Below are 22,489 nucleotides of genomic sequence, written 5' to 3'. Positions count from 1 at the left end.
TATGATCGACTGCGCCATGCCATCCTCAGTTAAATCCCTCTATGTTCTCAGTTCTGATAGAAACCTCGTTTCGAGTTTTTTCTACGCGAAGCTCTCAAGTAACCTCTCATGCTCATCTCTCTCAGAGAGAAATAGAAGAGCGCTCATCGTCGCCAGCACATCTCCAACCAGGAGGCCCAGCCTATAAGCAGAGGAGGGAGACGGAGTATGCTGTATGGAAGACACGCATCATACCAGGGAGAGGCGAGCAAAATAATCGATGACAAACTGGCGGAATTGCTGTGCAGCCATCGAGAGGCGACGATCGGTCAGCCAGGAGAGTCCAATCGTACGCTGACACTTCGGCTCTGAAATCGGTATTTGTATGACGGCTGGATCGACTGTTCCGCGCCAGGAAATCGCCGCCCCAAAAGCGATTCCTTGCTCCGCTCTGATCAATCCTCTGATCGTGGATGGGTCGTCACTTTCAAAAACTATCCTGGGACGAAAGCCAGCCTGCTGGCAGAAACTATCGGTCAGCTCGCGCCAGCTGTGCCCTGGCTTCATGCTGATAAAGGCTTCTTGGGCAGCCTCCTGCAGACGAATTTGGGAGCGCCGGGCCAACAGGTGAATCGAGGGAAAAGCAAGCCAAATATCCTCGGTCAGCAGGGAAATGCTGGTGATGCCCGGCTGTTGGAGTGGAGGAGAGGAGATACACAGATCACACGTTCCCCTGGCAAGTTGCTGCACCAGACTGGTGACGGTATTGTGATGCCCCGAGAGCAGAAAATGAACTCCCGGGTGATCTTTGCGAAAGGCGCTAAGCAGGTCTGGAAGCAGGTGGGTTGCCGCATCCATCGCTAGCCCAACCTGTCCTTGCCTGCCATCCGCGAGATCGCCGAGGTCACGTTTGCCCTGCTCAAGTTCCTCAAATATCCGCTCAACGCGCTGGACATAAGCCCGACCAAAGTGATTCAGGTGAATATTTCGTCCCAGACGATCAAACAAAGGCACGCCCAACTCTTCCTCCAGGCGAGCAATGGTCTGGCTGAGAGGTGGTTGGGCAATCCCCAACTCATCCGCTGCGCGGGTCATGTGCTCCAATCGTGCAACTGTCAGGAAATATTTGAGCTGCAAGAGTTCCACCGTTTCTCCCCTTTTTATACCATTCAACATATTATATAGATATTATACTATATATTGGACGGTATTAAAACGCGATGGTATAGTTTTCTCAAGAGAAACAAACGACGCATTGTGAAGGGAGCATGTTTAATCTCGTGCTCCTGGTTCTATTGAAAGAGGCATATGAATAAATACTATTGCATAACTCCGCTTGTGATTTATGACGGCCTGTGTGATCTCGAGCCTGCGGAGCTGTAACCTATAAAGTGTGCCTGAAAGTGATGATAAATTCTATGCTCTTCGCCTTCTTACAGCCATCCATTGAGCGTGCACGGAACGCGACCCATGCACATATTCGCACAATGATCACCCTTGATACCGCCACCTGGCAGAATGGCGTGCGCATGACTATTATCGGCGTGGTACCCATTCTCATTGGCGTGCTCACTGCTCATCTCGCGTTAAGCATTATGGCTCTCCTTAGCGCGCTCGGCGTCGCTTTCGCGGATGTGGGTGGGGCGTATCAGAACCGTGCCATATCCATGTTCAGCGCAGCCATCTTCATGACTGTTACGGCCCTGGTTGCGACTATCGCAGGGGCTAATCCCTGGCTGGTGACGCTCCTCATGTTCGCCTGGGCTTTTTTCGGTAGCATGGTTGGTCTCTATGGCCACCTGGCGGGTAAAGTCGGCTTCTCCAGCATTTTCGTCTTCATTCTCGTTATGGGCCAGCCCGCGAGCATCGGTGTGGCCTGGATACGCGTGCTCGCCTTCATCATTGGCGCTGTCTGGTCTTTGGCAATCTCTCTCTGGCTCTGGCCTTTCCGTCCCTTTCGCCCCGCACGCCAGGCTGTGAGCGGATACTATCAGGCGGTGAGTGCTCTGCTACGTAAGGCCTGCCATATAGAACTGGAGCAGCATTGGAATGAGGGGGTCAAGCAGGAACGGGCACGCTTGCAGGGGGCCCACGATAAGGCTCACCAGATCGTTGCTGGTCGGCACTCTCAACGCTCGGATACTCATCCTTTCAATCACCTCCTGTTGATGCTCGTCCTCCAGGCAGATTCTATCATGGAAGCCGTTATTGCCATTGCTGAAGAGCTGGCGGTGACACGCACTCATAACTATCATCAAGGCGAGCAGGCAGCGTTTGTACAGACAATGGAACGGTGCGCGACGCTCCTTGAACAACTGGCGCACACTATCGCAGACGAGAAACAGACGCTCCGACCAGAAAGCCTGGAGCGCTCTCTGTATGCCATCGAAACTCAGGAGTATGCCCTGCGCGAGTCACTTCCGCAACTAGAGAAAGACTACTACGCGCTCGCCAACACGCGCAACCTGGCTAACCGACTCGAATCCCAGCACTCATTAACCCGTGCGTGGCTCTCATTACGTCTTGTCAACACGCGCAACCTGGCTAACCTACTCAAACGTATGAGTGGGCTTATCCGCGAGACGCACGATCTTCTCACACAACCGGGCGGCCAGGAGATCATGAATGAAATGCTTCAGGTCAAAGTAATAAGCAAAGACAATTTCTCCTGGAAGGCGCTCTATGCCATCGCGCGGGAACGTGTCTCGCTCTTCAAAGACAACCTGACGTTGCGCTCGTTTACTTTGCGTCATGCCCTGCGCCTGGCAACCATCACAGCCGTTGCGGTGGCAATCGCCAAACTGCTGCATATCCCCGATGGTAGTTGGATCGCTTTGAATATCCTCTTTATCCTGAGGCCTGATTATGGCTCGACGCGCGAGCAAACAGTTCAAAGGATTCTAGGAACCATCATTGGCGCAATCCTGGGGATGCTGCTGATAACCGTCCTGCACACAAATTTTCTCATTTTTCCAGTGATGATCGTCCTGTCTTTCTTCTGCTTCGCATACCAGGAGAACAATAATACCCTCTTCATTGTGTTTTTCACGACCTTCATTATCATAATGCTCGACTTGATTATGCCGGGAAACGGGCTGGTGCCCCTCATTCGCATCGCCACTACGCTGGCTGGTGGCAGTATGGGCATCCTGGCTAGCTATCTCTTCTGGCCTCTGTGGGAGCGTGAGCGTCTTCCCCAGCAAATGGGACGCACCATCCTGGCCAACCGGGCATATATTGCCAGCGTTCTCGCGGCCTTTATAGCTGACAGCGACAAGAAGGCCGCGCTGGAAGCGGTGCGGCGGGCAAGCAAAGACGCGCACTTGCAGAACGTTAACGCGGCAGCAGCTTTCCAGCGCCTGCTGAACGAACAAAAGGCCAGTGAGAAAGAAATTGAGCGCTTCCACATACTCGTCACATATAACCAGCGAATCTGTGATAATGTCACCGCGCTCGCGGCTCACATTTCGACCCGGCCCGAGCATGACAAGTTTCATCAACTCGAGCGTTTTAGCCAGCAGATGAAGTGGATGCTGCTCGACGTAGAGGAAGCAGCCCGTACCGGGCAACGCATTGGCGTCAATTCTCCATTCAAGGGAATGCTGCGCGATGTGCTAGCCTCTCTCCAATATCTGCTTGCTACTTACCCGGCAAACATAGCCGAACAACAGGAGGGAAAGAGAGAGATGGCGCGACGCGCATATAGCATGTGTGAATAGCAATTTCGCGCTGAATCACTCTCTCTTCTTTCTATTGCTTTTGCTTATCTCATCAAAGAAGGCAGATCGCTGAGGGAGCGCGTGGAGCAGGAGGCCGACCCAGCGGCCGCGGGCGTCTCTGTGTGAACTTCGGCAGCGTCGCCGTCGCTGGGCTCCTAGAGTGTGGAAGTTGCGGTGCGGTAGAACTCGGCTGCGGGGACGGTGGCGGGGACGCCGAGTTCGGCGGCGACCGCGGTGATCGAGGTGGCGCCGACGGTGAGGTCGGCTTGGCCGTCGGTGGTGAAATACGGTGCGATGAACGTCTCGTAGTGGGCTCGGGCTTCGTCTGCAGTGTGTCGGCCGAGGAACGTCTGGATGTGCCGCACCGTGGTGTTGGGTTCGTTGTGGATCACTTGCAAGGCGCGCCGGTGGGCTCGTACGACGGCCTGGACCGCAGGGTCGTCCGGATGGATGTAGGTGGGGTCGACGGCCACGCCTACGGTGGGGATCTGGAAGTAGTCGCCGACCCAGGCCAGCACCTGCCAGCCGTGCTCGGCGGCTATCGCCTCCGGTGCCATGGTGCTGCCGACCAGGGCGGCGTCGATCCTGCCGTCGTGCAGCCAGCGCAGGTCCATGCCGTAGTCGCTGGGAGGGCGGACGATGGTGTGGATGTCGCGGTCCGGGTCGAGGCCGACCTGGCGCAGCACGATCCGGGCGAAGCACCCGGGTGCGGTGTGAGGGGCATGTACCGCCAGCCGTCGTCCGGCCAGGTCAGCCAGGGAGGTCAGGCCGGGACGTGCGAGGAACCAGAACAGAGGGCGGTGGGTGTTGACAGTGAGTGCGACCCAGGGGATGCCATTGGCCAGTCGGGACAGCAGTGCCCGGCCGAGCCCGATGGTGGCGCCGTGGCGCAGCCGCTCCTCGTCCCAGGAACAGCCGTCGCGCAGTGCGACGTGGACTCCCTCGTCGGCGTAGTAGCCCTGCTGGTCGGCGATGTAGGCGACCAGTTCCTCGTGCAAGCCCCGCCCGACGTAGGCGAGATCGATCGTGTACATGAACGTTTTCCCTTTCTCGTGTCACCGCCATGCGCCCGCGCGTGCCGCAGGCCCGGCGGCTGCGGCCCATGGTGCTAAGGTGACGGTATGCTGGATGCGGTCCGGCCCCGTGTGCGGAGGACAGCGGGGCGTCAGTACATGGACATCCCGCCGTTGACCGCGGCCGTGGTGCCGGTCATGAAGGCGTTGTCCTCGCTGGCATAGAAGGCGACCGCTTGAGCGACGTCGCCCGGGTGTGCCAGGCGGCCCAGGGGGGTAGCAGCCACCTGCCGCTGCTTGTGCTCCTCGTCGAACACATCCGCCGCCATGCGGGTGTCCTCCACCGGGCCGGGCTCGACGACGTTGACCGTGATGCCCCGCGGGCCCAGTTCCTGGGCGAGGTACCGGGCGAACTGCGCCAGTGCGGCCTTGGCCGTGCCCAGTGCGATCATGCCCTCCCGGGGCTGGCGGCTGAGTCCAGTACCGAGATAGATGATGCGTCCCCAGCCCTGTTCGGTCATGGCGGGCAGGACGGCTTTGCTGACCGCGAACGCCGCACGCATCTCGTCGTCGAGCTTGTCGCCCAGTTCTTCCCACGTCATGTCCTGGAACGGCTTGATCACATACGGGGTGAGCGCGTTGTGCACGAGCACGTCGATGCCGCCCCATGCCGCCTGGACCTGCTTGATCATGCTCTCGACCGCCGCTGCCTCGCGCACGTCGGCCTGCACGGCCATGGCCTGGCCGCCTGCGGCTTTGATGCTGGCCACGACCTCCTCGGCTGCCGTGCCGTTGCGGAGGTAGTTGACCACCACGCGCATCCCTCGCGCAGCCAGAAGGCGCGCGATGGCCGCACCGATTCCGCTGCTGGCCCCTGTCACCAATGCCACCCTGCCTGTTGTCCCAGTCACGGGCCCACCTCCTGCTCATCATCGCGGGCCGTCGGCATGACCACCCGGAGTTGTTCATCGTCGATGCCGGGATGTGCTGAGCGGATCGCCCCGTAAGGCACGGTGTCGACGGTCGCCCGCAGCAGATCGGTCGCGGTCCAGTCGAGTTCACGCGGCAACTGCGAGGTGAGCAGCCGCTCCAACGCGCCGCAGGTGATCTCACTCAGTAGTTCAGGCGGCGCCGGCAGCAGTCCAATACATCTCACTTTAGGCTCCATTCTTTTGGTAAGGGGTGAGACAAAGAGGATCAAGCAAATCGACAAAATCGAGAAAGCTTTCATCAGGCTCAAAGGGTTTGGGAGGAGGCTGAGCTCGCTTCTTCGCTTGATACTTGTTGGGCGCTGGCTTGACCTCAATGAAATTGACATATCATATTTTTTTCTGTAAGTCAATAGTTTGTGATATTCAAGTTGAAAGGCTTATATCTGCAAATCCCAGTATTCTGATATTGAAAATACAACAATTATAAGGAGATTTGAAACATGCCACGTAGATGAATAGCATTCGTCTTCAATTGCTGAGGCAGGTTCAGGCAGAGGAAACGTGGGGATTTGTGACAAAAGAACACTGTCAGTTGGCAGGCTTGCCAAAGGAGTATTGCTTTGATGCTGTGTGATTGCCACACGAGGTACAATGCCCACTTTTCAGACAACGGTCGTCCTCAAGAAGCGATGCGTCGCCGATGGAGATTACCAGCAAACCCAAGGACGACACAGCGAACAACGAATTACCACTGGCAAGATTGGCGGTTTTCGGAAGTTTGATACGGTGCGTTATCAGGGGCAAGAGTACTTCATAAAAGGCTGAATGTCTACTGGCTATGCAATTCTGATGGGCATTGATGGAAACAAGGTCAATATCAAGCCAATTCCGAAGTTTGAGAAGATGAAGAGAGTGAGTGCACAACCTGCATGGATTATGAGGCAACAACCCATGCCAAGTATCTCATCCTCGACACGCCAATCACTAGAGATCTACTCCCGGCTTTCACTGGCAGACGCTCAACCCTCATACAATCAAGCTATGGAGCGCTTCCCTATTCAGTAGCTTAATGTCCCACCAGGCCGAAAACAGACATATCTCCGCTATGTGGCCCTCAGCTGCTCCTACGAAGACAGTCACCGGAAGCATGCGGGCCACCCGCAGAACATTGTCGGGTGCTCTCTCGATCCGCAAGAGCTAGCCAATTCCCTCCACCATAGCTCGGCCTTGTGGATTGGCAGCGCTCCATTCCGCCGCAATCAAGCGACGACCGGTGAGCTCTTGCGAAGCGTCGGAGGCGAGAAACACAGCCGGAGCCTGCATGATCTCTGGCTGGAGCAAGCGCGCCTGAAGATTCGCTGGCGTCGAAGCTGGGACCATCCCGGTATTGGTCGCGCCACCCGGCAGCAGAATATTGACACGAATACGCGCCTCAATCAGCTCCTGTGCCCAGATGGCCGAGGCAGACTCAAGCGCAGCCTTCGACGGTCCATAGGGAGAAAAACCGCGCCGTTTCATCCCTTCATAGTCCATACTGATGTTAATGATGCTCCCCTCGCGCTGCTGCTCCAGCAGACGTGTCACAACTGCACGTGCCATATAGAATGGTCCATTGACATTCGTATCCATAATCATATGCCAGGCCGCAGGCTCTGCTTCCCAAAAGCGAGTGGGCTCCATCAGAAAAGAAGCATTGACATACTTCATACCTCGACCGGCGTTATTGACCAGGATATCGACGTGCCCAAACCGTTGGATAGTCTGGTTCACTACCTGTTCACATGCCTCTGGATTCGTCACATCGGCGAGCAGTGCCAACACACGTTCAGACCCATCCAGCTTCGCGAGTTGATCGAGTTCGGCCTGTTCACGCGCAGCCGTTACGGTCACTAATGCACCTTCTTGTAAGTATGCCTCCGCGATCGCGCGCCCTATTCCTCGTCCCGCTCCGGTCACGATCGCGACCTTTCCATCAAGCTTTCCCATTTCGGTTGCTCCTTTTTGTTTCTCTCATACAAACGATCAGCACGTTTCAGCCACAAGCCAGCAAAAAAAAAACGACCGACGCAAGAACATCTTATTACGTCAGATATGGTGCCATTTTTGCGCCATAGAAAGCTAAAGTTTCCATCCTGCTCATTTGCAGATAGGTAAACAGCTCTTGTCACTGGCATACAATGTTCACCATGATTGGTAGAGCAACGGCTTCTAACCCTCGACAAACCTGACAGTCTCGTCGAGCGATGCCCGGCCCAAACGGGCGTGACTCACCGTGACGTCCTCGAACCCGATCGACATGCCGCAGAAGAGGATGAGCTCGTCCGGGGGTGATAGGATCTCCGCGACGGTCTTGTGATACTTCGCCCACGCCATCTGCGTACAACTGTGCAGCCCTTCGGCGCGAAGCAGCAGCATGACGGTCTGCAGATACATGCCGACGTCGGCCCATTGGGGCGGGGCCATGTCGCGGTCGATGTAGCAGAACAAGGCGGCGGGCGCGCCGAAACAGTCCCAGTTCGCGGCAGCGGCCCTCTGGCGCGCCTCCCAGTCCTCGCGCGAGATAGCGAGTGCGCCGTAGCGCTGCTTGCCGAAGGCGGATCGGCGCTCGTGGTACGGGGACTTCAGTACAGGCGGGTACATCTCGTACTCCTGCTCGTCCCAGGGGTCGCCTGCTGCCACGCGCTCGCCGGAGCGCTTCTTGAGCTCGGCCAGCGGCGCGCCAGTCAGCACGTAGGCGTGCCACGGCTGGAGGTTCGATCCGGACGGCGACCAAGCCGCGGCGGACAGCACGCGCTCCAGCACATCCTTCGGGATAGGCCGGTCGGTGAATGCGCGCACTGCCCGTCGGCTCGTGACCGCCTCATAGACGTCCAAGATCTCCTACCTTCCTAAAAGGCGCGTTCGCCACGTCGACGACCACCTGAGCGCCAACAAGCGCTTGAGCTAACCCCTCACCAGTGATGGTGTTGGCGCCTGTGCTAGGTGATGCCGCCACGAGCTGATGGCCAAGTTCATGAAGCGTGTTCACAAGCTTTTTTCCGATGAATCCACTGCCGCCAATAACCACAATCTTCATACTGAACCTCCTCCTTCTTAGCCCGTACGTCGGGCTTGTGATGTCGAAATATATATTCTAATGCGCGTTGGAAAGCCTTGGAGAAGCATTCTATGGAAATTCCATAGAATATCATCAACGCCTCTGTTACCAATCAAAGGCTCGCCAGTTCGATGTGCATATCCTTGCAGAATGCACATGCGTTGATGTGTACTCACACATTCTCAGCAATCTCTACCAATAAGAAGCCTTGCAATCAGAACGTGTGCTGACCTTTGCAGGAAGGATACTCTAGAAAGAGAGCCCCTTCAAGAGTCATTTTTGCAAATATCATGGTATCATTTGCTGGAGGCTTCCTTTTCAAGCATGGCAAAAAGACGACACGCACTTCAAAACACAGCAGATCTTGCCCTCAATCGCACCTTCACGATGCCATTGCATCGCCAGTTGTATGATCGACTGCGTCATGCCATCCTCAGTGATCAATTGCATCCAGGTCAAGTCCTCCCATCAACACGGGCTCTGGCAAGCGAATTAGGGATTTCTCTTAATACAGTGAACCATGCCTATGAACAACTCTGTGCTGAAGGCTATATCGAAAGAAGGGTCGGGCAGGGGACCAGGGTGGCATGCGACCTTCCTGAGACCTTTTCCCTTCCCAAAGGAGTTCCACAGAGAAACACCGCTCCCGACGAAAGCACACACGCCCCTCTCTTCTTGTCTCACCTGGGAGAGGATTTAACGCGCCAGGCACCTGTGTCCTCTATCCAGACCTATCGTCGACCAACGCCCCCACGGGCTTTTCACACAGGCACCCCAGACCTACGTGCCTTTCCCTTTCCACAGTGGAACCAGGTCGCGGCTCACTGCGCACGATCTATGCCCAGAAACATGGCCAATTATCAGGAGATCGCGGGCTATTACCCGCTCCGTGAAGCGATCGCCATCCATGCGAGCATCACACGAGGCGTGCATTGCCAGGCCGAGCAGGTCATTATTGTGCCAGGAGCGCAGACAGCTTTAGATCTGGCAGCGCGCCTCCTCCTGAACCCAGGTGATCTTGCCTGGATGGAAAATCCGGGCTATCTCGGAGCACAACACGCGCTCCTCAACGCGGGCGCGCAACTGGCTCCTATCCCTGTGACATCGCAAGGGATCAATGTGGAAATTGGGCAAAAGCGCTACCCACAAGCTCGCCTGGCCTTCGTCACTCCATCGCATCAATTCCCTTCGGGTATAACCATGCATCTGGCCCAACGCGTTGCCCTCCTGCAATGGGCCAAGCAAGCCAATGCCTGGATTCTCGAAGATGATTATGACAGCGATTATCGCTTCAGTGGTCGACCACTTGATGCCTTACAGGGACTTGATCTCGCCCAGCGCGTCATCTACATTGGAACGTTCAGCAAAGTACTTTTTCCAGCACTTCGCATTGGCTACCTGATCGTCCCTCCCCAACTCATCCCCCCTTTCCTCGCCCTGTGTAGTTATACCCATATTCATGTGCCTATTCTTGACCAATTGACCCTGGAAGCCTGGATGACCAAAGGGTATTTGCTGCGTCATATCCGCCGTATGCGCGACCTCTATGCGGCCAGAAGAGCGCTCCTCATCGAGTCGTTGCAGCAGGAACTTGGGGGAGCCTAGACGTGCAGCCTCCTCAAGCCGGTTTACATCTTATGGGGTGGCTTCCGCCAACTCTTGACGATCAGCAGATTACACAACAAGCAGCACGCTGCGGGCTCGAGATCATTCCCCTGTCGGCGTTGACGCTCGGTTCACCTCAACGAGGAGGCCTTGTTCTTGGCTATGGAGCTGTCAATGAGCAGGAGATTCAGGCTGGCGTTCGTCAACTGGTGAGCGTTTTCCCCTCATAATTCGAAACCTTTTCAGGGGAAGATGATTCTGCAGTGAAGCGCGTTTCGCGCGCTTCCTGTCCAGTCTTCAGGATGCGAGACAGAAAAAGACGGTGTGAGAACGATCGGTAGACAAATCATGTTCTTGCGCACATTGATCCAGAACAGATGACACCAAGCGCTCATCGACGTCGGATCGCATTTCAAAACAGAACCCACTCCTGAACTGAGCTTCCCCCCATTTGGTAGAGTCAGGAAATGTGGAGTATACAAGACTCAACCAAACGAGGGAAGAAAGATGTCGAAAGACCAAAAGATCTACACCAAAGAGTTCAAGATCGAAGCTATGAGCCTGGCTGAGACCAGCAGCAAACCCATCACGGAGATCGCTCGTGATTTGAGAGTCTCGGACAGCACCATCCATAACTGGCGTAAGCAGTTCTCCGAGCATGGCGAGCAGGCGTTTCCAGGCAGCGGGCATCAAACCCCAGAGGCCGAAGAGGTGCGCCGCCTCAAACGCGAGCTGGAAGTCGTAAAACAAGAAAGAGATATTTAAAAAAAAGCTCTGCATATATTTTCACGACAAGAGCGATGAAATTTCAGTGTATCGAAGATCACAAACAAGAATATGCAGTGAAGACGATGTGCCAAGCGCTTTCTATCTCGCGATCAGTGGCTATTATGCCTGGCGTAAGCGACCAAAAAGTGAGCGTGAACAGAAGAATGAAGAACTCACCCAACGCATTCGGCAGATTTTTGAGCACAATCGCCAGATCTATGGGAGCCCGCGTATTCATGTGGAACTCAAAGATCTCGGAGTGAACTGTTCACGCAAGCACGTGGCTCGTCTCATGAGAGTGGCTGGAATGAGCGCACAGCACAAATGTCGTCGGGTTCGGACCACCGATAGCTCTCATAAGAATCTAGTGGCAAACAATCATGTGAATCGCGAGTTCATCGCGACTGAACCGAACACGAAATGGGCAGGCGATATGACTGGTATCGAGACGGCACAAGGCTGGCTCTATCTCGCAGTGATCCTGGATTTGTCTTCTCGTAAGGTGGTCGGCTGGTCAATGTCATCGCATCGCGATGAGGAGCTGGTCGAGAGAGCCTTGCAGATGGCACTCTTGTCGGCGAAAGGAGTGTCTATCCCAGATGATCGGTTTCGCATATGTTGTTCCTTCTACTTTGCAAGCCACCCTGCAAGTTTTGAGTCAGACAGATCTTGCGACGCAACCACTGGCAGGGGGGACGCGCTTGCTTGTCGATTTACACCGGGGTGCAATCCAACCCGATACACTGCTTGACTTACGTTTGCTGATGGAACTGAGGCAGATTCATCTGGATGAGCAGGCAATATACATAGGAGCATTGGCGACATTTTCCCGTTTGGATAGTGAATCCATTATTCAGGAACATATCCCTCTCCTGGCGCAAATGACCCGATCTTTGGGCAATCCTCTCGTCCAGCGCGCTGCGACTCTTGGTGGAAATATTGCCTCTGCGCGTACTACGATCACAGACTCAGTGGTTCCGCTACTTGCCCTCAACGCACAACTGATCCTGCAAGTGGGTGCGCCCGCTACTCAGCGCACAGTCAGCGTGGCCGACTACCTGCTCCAGGAGCCAGATTCCCGCAAGTTGATTACCTGGATTCGCGTGCCTGTTTGTTCCCCAGACTCTCGATCTTTTTATACAAAAATGAGCAATCGCAAGGCCGGAACCGCAACGATTGCCAGTGTCGCAACGCATATCGCTTTCCGAGAGAAGCGCATTACCGTAGCTCGCATCGCAGTGGGAACTTTCGCCTCCCAGCCTTTTCACCCACGGCGTGTAGAAACTTTGCTCAATGATGAGGCACTGCCTCTGCGAGCAACGGTCATTGATCGCTGCATAAGTCTGCTGCGCGCGGATTTGCCCGAACCGCTCCATGACACAGTGGCCTCTGGCTCTTATCGTTTAGCAATGAGTTGTGTGCTGGTTAAAAGGGCGCTTGAGCAGATAAAGCATGTTGATGATACGGAGAATGTGAGAAATTATTCTGATGAATAAAATAGACACAAAGCATATAATGAGCATGCCGTAGATTCCAGAAGAGCACAGGTGCCCGGCTTCTCTTTCAGTGAAGCCGAACTGCGGGATCTGGGCTATCAGATTATTGATGAAATGGCGACCTATCTGGCTGGTATCCAGAATCGCCCGGTCTGGCAAGCTATGCCAGACGATGTACGCACGGTTGTTCGTCGCCAGGTCTTACCAGAGCAGGGTCAACCTTTCAAGGAGACGCTGGCTTTTCTGCGCGAAATGCTGCTGCCTTATCCTCAGGGCAATGGGCACCCCAGGTTTGCGGGGTGGGTTAATTCGGCTCCCGCGCACGCAGGAATTTTGCTGAAACCGCTGGAGGCAGCAATGAATCCCAACTGCGGTATTGGCGAGCATGCTGGCTAGGAACTGGAGCGACGGGCAGTACAATGAGTGATGGAGCTGTGTGGTTTTCCCATTGAAGGAAGCGCGGGCGTCTTTGTCAGCGGTGGTTCAGAGGCTAATCTCACATGTTTGCAGGCCGCGCGTCATTGGGCGGCTCAGGCTCAGGGCTGGGATGTGCGGAAGCAGGGCGTTCAGGGCCTCCAGCGCACACGCCGCTTTCGCGCCCTGGATGTCTGGGCTGTTGTACGCACGGCTGGACGCAGCGGGCTGACCAACGCTATCGCCAGTAATATCGGCATGGCTCGACTCTTCGCGCAACTGATCGAAGAAGACCCCGCCCTGGAGCTTCTCGCCGATGGCCCTTTGAGCATTGTGCGTTTTCGCTACGCGCCGGACACGCTGCTCGATCAGCCGCGCCTGCTGGATCGGCTGAACAAAACTCTGGCTCATACAATCCAGGAGCGCGGCAAAGATTTCTTTACCAGCACCCATTTCGCCGGGAAAGAGACTCTGCGAGCGTGCTTTGTCAATTATATGACCACCGAAACAGATGTACGCGCTATGGTCAACGAAGTACTTCGTACTGCCAAAGCCCTGTCTTCTTTCAGGGGTGAGGTCGAAGCAATTTGATGCCCTAAAAAGGAGTACGTTATGTATTATCATAATATTCTGGAAACCATTGGAAATACGCCTCTGATCGAACTCAAAAGCTTCAGCCCGCGTCCTGGAGTACAGATTTTCGCAAAAATGGAAGGGTCAATCCCTCTGGCAGCATTAAGGATCGAATTGCCAGAAAGATGACCGAGCAGGCGGAGGTACAGGGGCTGCTGCACACCGATTCAATCTTGTTGGAGCCGACCAGCGGGAATACGGGCGTGGCCCTGGCGCTGGTAGCTGGCATGAAAGGTTATCAGTTTACTGCTGTCGTCTCCGAAAAAGGCACTCAGGAGAAGCGCAGAATGCTTGAGCTTTACGGAGCCGATATTATTCTTTCGCCAGGAGCGGCAGGCAGCAATGGCGCGATCCGGCTCGCTCAGGAACTGATTCAACAAGAGAAGCGTTATGTGATGCTTTTTCAATATGGCAATCTGGCGAATGCCGCCGCCCATTATGAAACGACTGGCGCAGAGATTCTGCGTGACTTGCCTGATGTCAGCGTGCTGGCCGCGGGCCTTGACTCAGGAGGCACGCTCACCGGCATAGGGAAACGTTTGAAAGAGCACAGCTCCGCCATCCGCGTGGTCGCTGCCGAGCCGATGCAGGGCGAAAGCATTCAGGGCTTACGCAGTCTCGCAGATGGTTTTACCCCTCCAGTGCTTGATCAATCGCTGCTCGACGACAAAATGCTGATTACGAGCCGACGGGCATGGTTGCGCACTCTGCAATTGCGCAAACAGGAAGGCATTTTCGCTGGTCCTTCCAGCGGCGCGGTTCTGGATGTAGCCTTACGTGTTGCGGAACGCATGAAACAGGGAAAGATCGTGATTATCCTGGCTGATGGTGGTTGGAAATACCTCAGCGAACAGAACTGGACTATGCGCATGGCGAAACACCCGGTTTCGGCAGTACTGGGGCTCTATGAATACAGGTGGACAGCGTGCTCCAGATCCCGCTCTCTCAGGTCACGTTGCACACCACTGATACCGCGACCACGCCTTTCGTTGGCGCAACTGCCGGTTCAAAACCCTCTATCATTCCAGCCAGGTCGCGAACATGGCCGCCGAAGCTTTGCGCAAGCGCCTCGTGAGTGTAGCCGCAACTATGTTGGAGGCTCAGGAGGAAGACCTGCTTTGGCACACCGGCAGTATTCAGGTGCGGGATCATTCAAAGCGCGGTGTGACTCTGGAGGCGATCTTGACCGAGGCCGCAAGCCGTGACATCAAGATGCAAGAACAGGTCACGTTTCAAACGCCACGCGAGAAAAAGTTTGAAAGCGCCAGTGGGACTGGCATCGACTGGCTGGACTTCACCTTTGGCGCGCATGCCGCAGAGGTTGCAGTGGACGAAGAGACGGGCGAAGTGACAATTCTCAAGTATAGCTGCTGCCACGATGTCGGACGAGCGCTGCATCCTCAGAGCATCGCGGGACAGATACAAGGAGGAGTGGCGCGGGGGTTGGGGTTCAGCTTGATGGAACAGGTTGTCATCGCAAACGGACAGATTCAGACTCCCTCGCTAGGCGAATACCTCATTCCAACCGCGCTTGATGTGCCAGATATTGCGACCATCATGCTGGAATCCGGCGAGGGATTGGGGGCATTTGGCAATCGCGGCATTGGTGAGCCGCCAGCCGCAGCTTCTGCCGGCGCTATCGCCAATGCCATCTACGCCGCCGTAGGCGTACGCATTACCGAATTGCCAATTACATCCGAACGTGTCTTCCGAGCGCTCCAACAGCAATCTACCGTTTTATCTCCGGCCTTTCGTGGCGTTTCGAGCGCTCCAATTGTACAAGAGCGGGAAAGCGGAGAGTAACACTCGTGCCTTTGCCCAGTGTACTGCGGATCTCAATGGTTCCGTGCTGGGCCTCCACCAACTCTTTGGCAATAGCAAGGTCCAGACCGCTCCCACCTGAGTAGACGGAGGAGCGGCTACGTGAGGGATCAGCCCGGTAGAAGCGGTCGAAGACATGTGGCAGTGCTTCAGGCGAAATGCCCTGGCCGGTATCGTTGATGGTGAGAGCTACCGTACGCTGAGATTCTTTCAGAACGTGTAGCTCTATCTGACCCTCTACTCTAAAGGAGTATATTTGAGCGCATTATCCACCAGATTCAGCAGAATTTGCTGAAGCCGATCGCGATCTGCGCTGATCGCGGGGAGACCTGGCTCAATCAGGCAGCGAATTTCTTGTCCATGCGCGAGATGGATTGCCTGTTCGCAGACTGTGTGGAGTAAGGTATCCACAGTGACTGTGTCTTTGCGCAGCACCAATCTTCCTTCATCCATACGAGTCAGGGCTAACAAATCTTCAACCATGCGGTGCATACGCCGCACCTCGGCAAACATTCCGCGGGCCAGGTGACGTGTGATTTCACGATCTCCCCGATCCACTCCTAGCAATAACATCTCCAGATTTCCGTTTAACACAGTCAGTGGAGTGCGTAGTTCATGCGAGACCTCGCTGACAAAGCGTTTTTGTTTCTGGAAAGCTGTCTCCAGGCGAGCAACCATGGCATTGAATGAACGCGCTAATCGTCCGATCTCGTCATCGGTCGGTGGCTGATCGATGCGTATCGAAAGCTCATCCTGTGCGATCTGCCGGCTGGTACGTTCGATCTCAACCAGCGGACGCAGGGCAATGCTTACGAGCGGAAATATGAGCGCAATGGCTATGCCGAATGTACACATAATGCCCAGAAACAAGATCAGGTGGAACGTTGTGAGAAAATCGTCGATAGGTGCGGTCGGCGTGCTGACCTGTAAAATGGCCGTTGTGTGGAAATTTTTGATCAGCGGAATAAAGACGACAAGCTGATGCTGTCCCAGATTATCTTTGGCCAGAAGATAAGGCACATTGCTCTTGATGATTTGTTGCACCTGGCTAGAGGCGATGTTTATACCAGGAGCATCGAATGATGAAGAGGCATTTGTGATCAACGGCGTCCCGGTGGTCGTGAGAATCACCGCACTCGTACTTGGACTGGTCAACGCGTGTAGCAGGGACCTGGCCGTATCCTCAAAGCCAGGGTCTGGAGCAACCGAAGGGAGAAAATTAATGCCCAGCCCAAAAGGACGTTGTTGCGGTTGGTGAACGTCTTTGGTAACGCCCTTAAGTGCTACCTGAGCCTCATTATGCAGGACATTGACCTCGTTAGTCACAAGAGCCTGTTCCACAATAAACGATACGATGATGCCCAACGCGCTCAAAAGCAAGACAAGTAAACCCAGAGAAACTAGCGCCAGCGGATGGGAACGCGTTGCATAAAACGGGAGAGGCGTCGTTTCTTTTGCATTCTTCACCCTTATCCTCTTAGGGTATAACCTACTCCACGCACCGTTTGCAGGAGACGTGGCGGAGTATCGTGCAACTTTTCCCGCAAATGGCAAATGTATACCTCGACAATGTTATCATCCCCCATGTAGTCATAGCCCCAGACGCGTGACATGATCATATCGCGAGAAAGCGCCTGCCTGCGGTTCATCAGAAAAAATTCGAGAAGATCAAATTCACGCGGCGTGAAATCGATGGGCTGATGATGAAATGTTACCTGGTGCGTTCCCCGATTCAGGGTGATACCTTGAAAAGTCAGAATATCGGCGATATTGTTGCCGCGCCTCCGGAGCACCGCGCGCGTTCTTGCCATGAGTTCGCGAAAGGCAAATGGTTTGGTGAGATAATCGTCGGCCCCTGTATCTAGCCCGGTTACCCGATCGTCTATCTCGTCCCTGGCCGTAAGCATAATGATCGGCAGGTCGCGGCTGCGACGTAGCCGGCGCGTGACCTCCAGCCCGTCATAGCCTGGCAACATAAGGTCTAAAATAACCACATCGGGCTGCTGCTCCTGCGCAACCTGGGTTGCATCAGGCCCATTTGTGGCGAGAAATACCTGAAATCCTTCATAGGAGAAACACATCTGGAGAAGGTCTCTAACCTGAGGCTCGTCATCGACGATCAAGACACTGGGCTGTCTGGTTTTATCGAGGGCACTGTCTCTGATAGTTTCTGGCATCTGATTTATAAATCCTTGTTATAAATGTATCCACTACTATTACTGACGTCGACGGAAGCAAGTAAACTGTGATAGAATCGGCAGCATGGGAGCACCAAAGAAAGCCGATTGGCGAGAAGAACGACGCAAACAAGCATGGAAACTGAAGCAACAAGGATGGCAACAAAAGGATATAGCCAAAGCACTAGGGGTAAGTAAGGGAGCCGTGAGCCAATGGATGAAACAAGCAAGAGAAGGCGGCATAGAAGCACTCAAAGCACATCCTCCTAAAGGCGTGAAGCCAAAACTGTCAATTGAGCAACAAGCGCAGATTCCTGGCTTGTTGGTGGAGGGGGCAGAAGCCTATGGATTTCGGGGAGATGTCTGGACAGGGAAGCGGATCGCGGAAGTGATCTATCGCAGCTTTGGTGTCCGTTACCATCCCGATCACGCCGGACGACTGTTACGAGAAGCTGGTTGGAGTCCTCAACAGCCAATCGAACGGGCGACGCAACGGAATGAAGAAGCTATCAAGCAGTGGTATGAAGATCGTTGGCCAGCGATTAAAAAAAAGCCGAAAACGAGAAATACACCATCCTCTGGGTAGATGAGGCTGGGTTCTATCTGCTGCCAATGGCGGTTCGTACTTGGGCTCCGCGCAGGCAAACGCCTCTTCTGCGCGTGAAACTGACACGGGATCACCTCTCCGCGATCAGTGGGATTACCCTGGATGGGCGGCTTTTCATGCAAGTGCGCCAGACCTCCTATGATGCGGAGGCAGTGGTCGGATTTCTGAAAGTGCTGTTGCGTAAGATCAGCGGCAAGGTCCTGATCATCTGGGATGGCTCTCCCATCCATCGCAACCATGAGATCAAGACCTTTCTCAAAACGAAGATGGGCAAACGACTGCATTTGGAGCAACTTCCAGGCTACGCTCCCGACCTCAACCCAGATGAGGGCATCTGGCAGTATCTCAAGCGCGTCGAGATGGGCAATCTCTGTTGTCGGGACCTCGATCACTTGTATCAAGAGCTGCTTCGAGCAAAAGAGCGATTACGTCACAAACGCGACATTATTCGTAGTTGTTCACTGCAATGCGGCTACTCAGTTTAGTTTCTTATCACGATGTCAGTAGTCATAGCGTATCTCTGCGTCATCAAGAAAAGCGCATGAAAATATAAGCATTTTGTAAGTTCAGTTAAGTTCAGTGATGAATGGGAACGTAAACTAATGACGCCATTGGCCTGCGTTCCCATTCATCTCCGGGTAAGGACTTTTTCAGCAAATTTTCTGCCAGTTTTCTTGCATTTTCAACAAGGCGTGGCAAGATGGGGTGGAAAGAAGATCAGAAGGGAAAAGTAAAGGGTTGCGGACAGTTGCAGCCGTTGTCGATCTTTCGTATACTTCTGGTATCGAGATCAACGCATTATTGGCCTGTCAACGGATCGTCTCGCGGTGTCAGAGAAGTGGGCAGATCAGGTCGCCACGCCGAGAGAGATGCTCCTTGCCGGCGAGCCTCCTCTTTGGTATACTTCCTGGTGTTGGGAGGAATGGAAGGATCGTTGGGAACAATCCAGACACAAGGAAGGTTCGATGTCCAGAGCACCTCTTCACGCCCTGATCTGGTCCAAAGAGCAGCGCTTCTACGAGTTGTACACCCAGGGCCAGCTTGAGCAACGTTTTCAGCCAGCGGAGGAAGCCGCCTGGCTGGCCTGGCTCCACGGGGTGTCCTCCTTTGCCTTCCACGGCGCAAGAGGCTCTCTCAATGTCTACCAGGAACAGAGGCCACGTGGGGGAGCGTATTGGTATGCTTACCAGACCAAAGAGGGCCGCACCCGCAAGCGCTACCTCGGACAGACGGAGACCCTCAGGCTCTCGCGGCTAGAGGAGACGGCACAGACGCTCTTGCACACGCAGCAGCCCGCGGCCACGACCGAGCAGGGGATGATGCTGCTCTCCAGCCGACTTGCTCCGCCGCGACAGCCGAACGCCCTGGTGGAGCGCGAACGCTTGCTGACTGCACTCGATGAGGCGCTTTCGACACCGCTGACCCTGCTCTCAGCCTCGGCGGGCTGGGGCAAAACCACGCTGCTCTCGGTTTGGGCACACCGGCAAAAGACGCAGGTGGCCTGGCTCTCGCTGGACAAACTGGACAACAGCCCGACACGCTTCTGGGTCGCGCTGATCGCGGCCCTGCGCCGCTGCCCCAGCCTGGCAGCGAACTTTGGGGAAAACGTGGTGGCACAGTTGCAATCGCCCCAGCCCCCGCCGCTCACCTCCTGTCTTTCCGTGCTTCTCCATGAGCTAGAAAGCCAGCAGGTGTATCCTGCTTCCATCGTCCTCATTGTGGACGATTATCAGGTGATAGAAGAGTCGGTCATTCACCAGGGCATGATCTTCTTCCTGGAGCATCTGCCCGCTCATCTGCATCTGATCCTCTCCAGCCGCGTGGACCCAGACCTGCCCCTTGCGCGTCTACGAGCCCACGGGCAGTTGACCGAGATTCGTGCAGACGAGCTGCGCTTCCAGGAGGGTGAAGCGAGTCAGTTTTTGCACAAGATGCTCTCCCCGCCGCTCTCGGAAGAAGAGTTGCAGCGGCTGGTGAGCCGGACGGAAGGCTGGATCGCTGGTCTGCACCTGGTCGCGCTCACTATGCAGAAGCGTGAGGATCGCACAGCATACCTTGAGACATTGACCGGTAGCCAGCGGTATCTGCTGGACTACGTGCAGGAGGACATCCTGGCACGTCTGTCCCCCGATACGCGCGACTTTTTACTCCACATCGCCATCCTCTCGCGCCTGGACGCTGCTGTGTGCCAGGCCGTCACCGCCGCCCCAACGAAGGCGGCCAGTCAGCAAATGCTCGCGTTGCTGGAGCGAGCAAACCTCTTCCTGGTACCCCTGGATGAGGAGCGGCGCACCTATCGGCTGCATGATCTCTTTCGTGAAGCCCTGCTCTCGGCGCTCCACACCAGCCAACCAGAGATAGTGTCGCTCTTGCACCGCCGGGCCGCCGGCTTTTATGAGGCCGAGGGGCAGTGGGCCGAGGCCATTACCCATGCGCTTGCCGGAGCTTCCTTCTCCACGGCAGCGCGGCTGATGGAGCAGACCGTCGAGCAGTTCTGGCTCCGTGGGGAAGCAGCGACGATGGCACGCTGGGTGTTGATGCTGCCTGAGCAGACAGTGCGTGAGCACGCTCCCCTGCTGCTCACGATCGCTCTCTACCTGCTCCACACTGTCGGGCAAACGACCGAGGTGCAGCGGGCCAGGGTCCATCAGCAGGTGCGGCAGATCATGGCGCGGGTCGAGAGCATCTTGCAGCGATCCGTGGCTGGAACCGCCCACCTGACTGCTACCACAGGCACCGACGCTGGCACCGTCTCTCTCCCCGAGGAAGCCAGGCTTTACCGGCGTTTACGCCTGTTACATGCGGGCATGGGCGGGCATGAGGCGATAGCAGCCTTAGACTTTGAACGCTTGAACGCCCTTCATCAGGAGATGCAGGAGCTTGACCGGGACGAGGAGGTTATCTGGCACATCCTCCCGCTTGCTTTCAACTTCATCCTCCACTATAGGGTCTGGGGAGAGGGAGCGAGGCTGGTGCCGCAACTGCTCTCTGCCAAAGAGCAGGTAAGCCTGTCGGGAAGCCTCTTTGCGAACGCCAGAGTCAGGCAATGGTTGGCGTTGGCAGCCGTGGAGGCAGGGCAGCTGCGCCTGGCCTATCAGGAGAGTTTGGCTGCCCTCGAGCTGATCGAGCAGATGGCAGGCTATGCCCTGCTCAAAGGCTACTTTCAGGCCGCGCAGGTCGAGGTGTTGTATCAGTGGAATCGGTTGGAAGAGGCGCGGGGCAGGCTGCAAACGATCATTCAGGATGCCGCCACCTGGCAGCAGAGTGATTTGCTCACGATGGGATACATAGCCTTGATGAAGGTCGAACTGGCAAGTGGAGACCTGTCTGCTGTAGAGCTGTCGCTGCACGAGTTTGAACTGTTAGAAGAACATCGAGGATATGGCGGCAATTGGCGCTGGCTGCCGGTGATACGAGCGCGTTGGTGGCTGGCACAGGGGCAGGTGAGAGAGGCATCCGCCTGGACAACGGGCCTCGTCTTTCCGGAAGCGGCATGGGAAGCCAGCTTGTATGACGCGTTCCCGGTCGTGATGCGGGTGTATTTTGCAGAGCTTCGTTGGACAGAGGCGCTGGAGCTGCTGGAGCGCTTTAGCGGGAATCTGGGTCGTTCGGCCAACAGCAGGATCACCCTCACATATCTGGCCCAGTACATGGTGGCGCTGCACCACGCAGGCCAGAACGAGCAAGCCCACGAGGTCGCGGCGCACCTGTTTGCCTTGACCGAACCAGAGGGCTACCTGCGCGTGTACCTGGATGAAGGCGAACCGATGCGCCAGGCACTTGAGGCGTTCCTTTCCCCACATTCCCATCAGCATGATCTGGCCGCTTCTACGATGGCCTACATCTCACAGCTGCTGGCCGCGATCGCCCAGGAGCAGCCTGGCGCAAACAGATCTCTGGTGGCGACACCCGCGCTCGCGCCTGGACCCTCCTCAGTCCAGCAGGAGTCCGTCAGTCTATCCGCGCCGGGCGTTTCCCTTACGCAGCGTGAGCAGGATGTCTTGCGCCTGCTGGACACAGGAGCCTCGAATCAGGACATCGCACGGACCCTGGTGATCGAGCTACCCACCGTCAAAAAGCACGTCAGCAACCTGCTTGGCAAACTGGGAGCCACCAGCCGAACACAGGCAGTTGCCTTGGCGCGGGCTCGCTCCCTGCTCTAACGAGATTCCTCCCAACAGGTGGTCTTTCTCCTCAGGCAACTACTCCCTTTGGCATCCTTTTGGCG

General features: G+C 55.6%; 24 protein-coding genes and 1 pseudogene. 15 read left to right on the top strand and 10 right to left on the bottom strand.

Annotation, left to right across the window (positions count from 1 at the left end; translation table 11 throughout):
- Positions 1 to 228: 228 nt before the first annotated feature.
- Complete coding sequence (locus JMJ16_RS33590) at positions 229 to 1,125, bottom strand: LysR family transcriptional regulator (protein WP_201388679.1); 897 nt, start codon at positions 1,123 to 1,125, stop codon at positions 229 to 231.
- Positions 1,126 to 1,385: 260 nt separating this feature from the next.
- On the opposite strand from JMJ16_RS33590, the gene JMJ16_RS33585 reads away from it, so the two are divergent.
- The gene (locus JMJ16_RS33585; protein ID WP_201388677.1) at positions 1,386 to 3,698 is read left to right on the top strand and encodes an FUSC family protein; all 2,313 of its coding nucleotides are present in this window, start codon (positions 1,386 to 1,388) and stop codon (positions 3,696 to 3,698) included.
- A gap of 155 nt (positions 3,699 to 3,853) precedes the next feature.
- Here JMJ16_RS33585 and JMJ16_RS33580 read toward each other — a convergent pair whose 3' ends face one another.
- The 3 genes from JMJ16_RS33580 to JMJ16_RS33570 form a co-directional block, all read right to left on the bottom strand.
- Complete coding sequence (locus tag JMJ16_RS33580; protein WP_201388675.1) at positions 3,854 to 4,732, bottom strand: ABC transporter substrate-binding protein; 879 nt, start codon at positions 4,730 to 4,732, stop codon at positions 3,854 to 3,856.
- Between the two features lie 131 nt (positions 4,733 to 4,863).
- Positions 4,864 to 5,622 (bottom strand): SDR family NAD(P)-dependent oxidoreductase, encoded by a 759-nt coding sequence (locus JMJ16_RS33575; protein WP_201388673.1) that lies wholly within the window; start codon positions 5,620 to 5,622, stop codon positions 4,864 to 4,866.
- Positions 5,619 to 5,867, bottom strand: coding sequence for a hypothetical protein (locus tag JMJ16_RS33570; RefSeq protein ID WP_201388671.1), 249 nt, complete (start codon positions 5,865 to 5,867; stop codon positions 5,619 to 5,621). The genes JMJ16_RS33575 and JMJ16_RS33570 overlap by 4 nt, the downstream gene beginning before the upstream one ends.
- 427 nt (positions 5,868 to 6,294) lie before the next feature.
- On the opposite strand from JMJ16_RS33570, the gene JMJ16_RS54865 reads away from it, so the two are divergent.
- Entirely contained in the window at positions 6,295 to 6,468 is a 174-nt protein-coding gene (locus JMJ16_RS54865) for a hypothetical protein (RefSeq protein ID WP_236601801.1), read from the top strand.
- A 372-nt stretch (positions 6,469 to 6,840) separates the two neighbouring features.
- Here the strand turns inward: JMJ16_RS54865 and JMJ16_RS33560 are convergent, their stop codons facing one another.
- From JMJ16_RS33560 to JMJ16_RS33550, 3 genes and pseudogenes are all read right to left on the bottom strand, one after another.
- Positions 6,841 to 7,629 carry an SDR family NAD(P)-dependent oxidoreductase gene (locus tag JMJ16_RS33560; RefSeq protein WP_201388669.1) on the bottom strand — a complete coding sequence of 263 codons (789 nt, stop codon included), beginning with the start codon at positions 7,627 to 7,629 and terminating at the stop codon, positions 6,841 to 6,843.
- Between the two features lie 222 nt (positions 7,630 to 7,851).
- Complete coding sequence (locus tag JMJ16_RS33555; protein ID WP_201388667.1) at positions 7,852 to 8,517, bottom strand: nitroreductase; 666 nt, start codon at positions 8,515 to 8,517, stop codon at positions 7,852 to 7,854.
- A 19-nt stretch (positions 8,518 to 8,536) separates the two neighbouring features.
- Positions 8,537 to 8,719, bottom strand: a pseudogene (locus JMJ16_RS33550) (NAD-dependent epimerase/dehydratase family protein); the annotation flags it as partial.
- Positions 8,720 to 9,064: 345 nt separating this feature from the next.
- Here JMJ16_RS33550 and JMJ16_RS33545 point away from each other — a divergent pair.
- The 10 genes from JMJ16_RS33545 to JMJ16_RS33510 all read left to right on the top strand — a co-directional run bounded on the left by JMJ16_RS33545 (position 9,065) and on the right by JMJ16_RS33510 (position 15,459).
- A complete protein-coding gene (locus tag JMJ16_RS33545; RefSeq protein WP_236601800.1) occupies positions 9,065 to 10,345 on the top strand; it encodes a PLP-dependent aminotransferase family protein in 1,281 nt (426 codons plus the stop codon).
- 2 nt (positions 10,346 to 10,347) lie between these two features.
- The gene (locus tag JMJ16_RS54860; RefSeq protein WP_236601799.1) at positions 10,348 to 10,575 is read left to right on the top strand and encodes a hypothetical protein; all 228 of its coding nucleotides are present in this window, start codon (positions 10,348 to 10,350) and stop codon (positions 10,573 to 10,575) included.
- Positions 10,576 to 10,852: 277 nt separating this feature from the next.
- Entirely contained in the window at positions 10,853 to 11,110 is a 258-nt protein-coding gene (locus JMJ16_RS33540; RefSeq protein WP_201388663.1) for a transposase, read from the top strand.
- Positions 11,103 to 11,864, top strand: coding sequence for an IS3 family transposase (locus JMJ16_RS33535; protein ID WP_307813283.1), 762 nt, complete (start codon positions 11,103 to 11,105; stop codon positions 11,862 to 11,864). The genes JMJ16_RS33540 and JMJ16_RS33535 overlap by 8 nt, the downstream gene beginning before the upstream one ends.
- Positions 11,746 to 12,609, top strand: coding sequence for a xanthine dehydrogenase family protein subunit M (locus JMJ16_RS33530; protein ID WP_236601854.1), 864 nt, complete (start codon positions 11,746 to 11,748; stop codon positions 12,607 to 12,609). The genes JMJ16_RS33535 and JMJ16_RS33530 overlap by 119 nt, the downstream gene beginning before the upstream one ends.
- Before the next feature lie 51 nt (positions 12,610 to 12,660).
- Positions 12,661 to 13,005 carry a hypothetical protein gene (locus tag JMJ16_RS33525; protein ID WP_201388659.1) on the top strand — a complete coding sequence of 115 codons (345 nt, stop codon included), beginning with the start codon at positions 12,661 to 12,663 and terminating at the stop codon, positions 13,003 to 13,005.
- A 30-nt stretch (positions 13,006 to 13,035) separates the two neighbouring features.
- Complete coding sequence (locus JMJ16_RS33520; protein ID WP_201388657.1) at positions 13,036 to 13,614, top strand: pyridoxal-dependent decarboxylase; 579 nt, start codon at positions 13,036 to 13,038, stop codon at positions 13,612 to 13,614.
- Positions 13,615 to 13,635: 21 nt separating this feature from the next.
- The gene (locus JMJ16_RS54855; RefSeq protein ID WP_236601797.1) at positions 13,636 to 13,785 is read left to right on the top strand and encodes a hypothetical protein; all 150 of its coding nucleotides are present in this window, start codon (positions 13,636 to 13,638) and stop codon (positions 13,783 to 13,785) included.
- Positions 13,782 to 14,861 (top strand): PLP-dependent cysteine synthase family protein, encoded by a 1,080-nt coding sequence (locus tag JMJ16_RS33515; RefSeq protein WP_236601796.1) that lies wholly within the window; start codon positions 13,782 to 13,784, stop codon positions 14,859 to 14,861. The genes JMJ16_RS54855 and JMJ16_RS33515 overlap by 4 nt, the downstream gene beginning before the upstream one ends.
- Positions 14,746 to 15,459 carry a xanthine dehydrogenase family protein molybdopterin-binding subunit gene (locus JMJ16_RS33510; protein ID WP_236601795.1) on the top strand — a complete coding sequence of 238 codons (714 nt, stop codon included), beginning with the start codon at positions 14,746 to 14,748 and terminating at the stop codon, positions 15,457 to 15,459. Before JMJ16_RS33515 ends, JMJ16_RS33510 begins: the two co-directional genes overlap by 116 nt.
- On the opposite strand, the gene JMJ16_RS57420 is transcribed toward JMJ16_RS33510, so the two are convergent.
- From JMJ16_RS57420 to JMJ16_RS33495, 3 genes are read right to left on the bottom strand one after another with little or no spacing between them, the layout of a single operon-like run.
- Positions 15,386 to 15,658, bottom strand: coding sequence for a sensor histidine kinase (locus JMJ16_RS57420; protein ID WP_374229136.1), 273 nt, complete (start codon positions 15,656 to 15,658; stop codon positions 15,386 to 15,388). The two genes, JMJ16_RS33510 and JMJ16_RS57420, sit on opposite strands and share 74 nt — an antisense overlap.
- A gap of 56 nt (positions 15,659 to 15,714) precedes the next feature.
- Complete coding sequence (locus JMJ16_RS33500; RefSeq protein ID WP_201388653.1) at positions 15,715 to 16,944, bottom strand: cell wall metabolism sensor histidine kinase WalK; 1,230 nt, start codon at positions 16,942 to 16,944, stop codon at positions 15,715 to 15,717.
- 2 nt (positions 16,945 to 16,946) lie between these two features.
- A complete protein-coding gene (locus JMJ16_RS33495) occupies positions 16,947 to 17,654 on the bottom strand; it encodes a response regulator transcription factor (protein ID WP_201388651.1) in 708 nt (235 codons plus the stop codon).
- 85 nt (positions 17,655 to 17,739) lie between these two features.
- Here JMJ16_RS33495 and JMJ16_RS54850 point away from each other — a divergent pair, with 85 nt between their 5' ends.
- The 3 genes from JMJ16_RS54850 (at position 17,740) to JMJ16_RS33485 (ending at position 22,424) form a co-directional block, all read left to right on the top strand.
- Positions 17,740 to 18,240 carry an IS630 family transposase gene (locus tag JMJ16_RS54850; RefSeq protein WP_236601123.1) on the top strand — a complete coding sequence of 167 codons (501 nt, stop codon included), beginning with the start codon at positions 17,740 to 17,742 and terminating at the stop codon, positions 18,238 to 18,240.
- Between the two features lie 26 nt (positions 18,241 to 18,266).
- Positions 18,267 to 18,746, top strand: coding sequence for a transposase (locus JMJ16_RS54845; RefSeq protein WP_236601122.1), 480 nt, complete (start codon positions 18,267 to 18,269; stop codon positions 18,744 to 18,746).
- Positions 18,747 to 19,226: 480 nt separating this feature from the next.
- Positions 19,227 to 22,424: a LuxR C-terminal-related transcriptional regulator gene (locus JMJ16_RS33485; RefSeq protein WP_201388649.1), complete on the top strand. Its 3,198-nt coding sequence runs from the start codon at positions 19,227 to 19,229 to the stop codon at positions 22,422 to 22,424.
- The last annotated feature ends 65 nt before the right edge of the window (positions 22,425 to 22,489 follow it).

It is taken from the genome of Ktedonobacter sp. SOSP1-52 (genome assembly GCF_016587395.1).
Note: the sequence above shows the minus strand (reverse complement) of the source record. Positions and strands in the feature narration are given on the sequence as shown.

Coding starts and splice junctions, on each gene's coding strand:
- JMJ16_RS54845 (WP_236601122.1), top strand. CDS start 18,267: ATGGCGGTTCGTACTTGGGCTCCGCGCAGGCAAACGCCTCTTCTGCGC.
- JMJ16_RS33560 (WP_201388669.1), bottom strand. CDS start 7,629: ATGGGAAAGCTTGATGGAAAGGTCGCGATCGTGACCGGAGCGGGACGA.
- JMJ16_RS33520 (WP_201388657.1), top strand. CDS start 13,036: ATGGAGCTGTGTGGTTTTCCCATTGAAGGAAGCGCGGGCGTCTTTGTC.
- JMJ16_RS33515 (WP_236601796.1), top strand. CDS start 13,782: ATGACCGAGCAGGCGGAGGTACAGGGGCTGCTGCACACCGATTCAATC.
- JMJ16_RS33510 (WP_236601795.1), top strand. CDS start 14,746: ATGTTGGAGGCTCAGGAGGAAGACCTGCTTTGGCACACCGGCAGTATT.
- JMJ16_RS33545 (WP_236601800.1), top strand. CDS start 9,065: ATGGCAAAAAGACGACACGCACTTCAAAACACAGCAGATCTTGCCCTC.
- JMJ16_RS33580 (WP_201388675.1), bottom strand. CDS start 4,732: ATGTACACGATCGATCTCGCCTACGTCGGGCGGGGCTTGCACGAGGAA.
- JMJ16_RS54865 (WP_236601801.1), top strand. CDS start 6,295: ATGCCCACTTTTCAGACAACGGTCGTCCTCAAGAAGCGATGCGTCGCC.
- JMJ16_RS33495 (WP_201388651.1), bottom strand. CDS start 17,654: ATGCCAGAAACTATCAGAGACAGTGCCCTCGATAAAACCAGACAGCCC.
- JMJ16_RS54850 (WP_236601123.1), top strand. CDS start 17,740: ATGGGAGCACCAAAGAAAGCCGATTGGCGAGAAGAACGACGCAAACAA.
- JMJ16_RS33585 (WP_201388677.1), top strand. CDS start 1,386: ATGATAAATTCTATGCTCTTCGCCTTCTTACAGCCATCCATTGAGCGT.
- JMJ16_RS33540 (WP_201388663.1), top strand. CDS start 10,853: ATGTCGAAAGACCAAAAGATCTACACCAAAGAGTTCAAGATCGAAGCT.
- JMJ16_RS33485 (WP_201388649.1), top strand. CDS start 19,227: ATGTCCAGAGCACCTCTTCACGCCCTGATCTGGTCCAAAGAGCAGCGC.
- JMJ16_RS54855 (WP_236601797.1), top strand. CDS start 13,636: ATGTATTATCATAATATTCTGGAAACCATTGGAAATACGCCTCTGATC.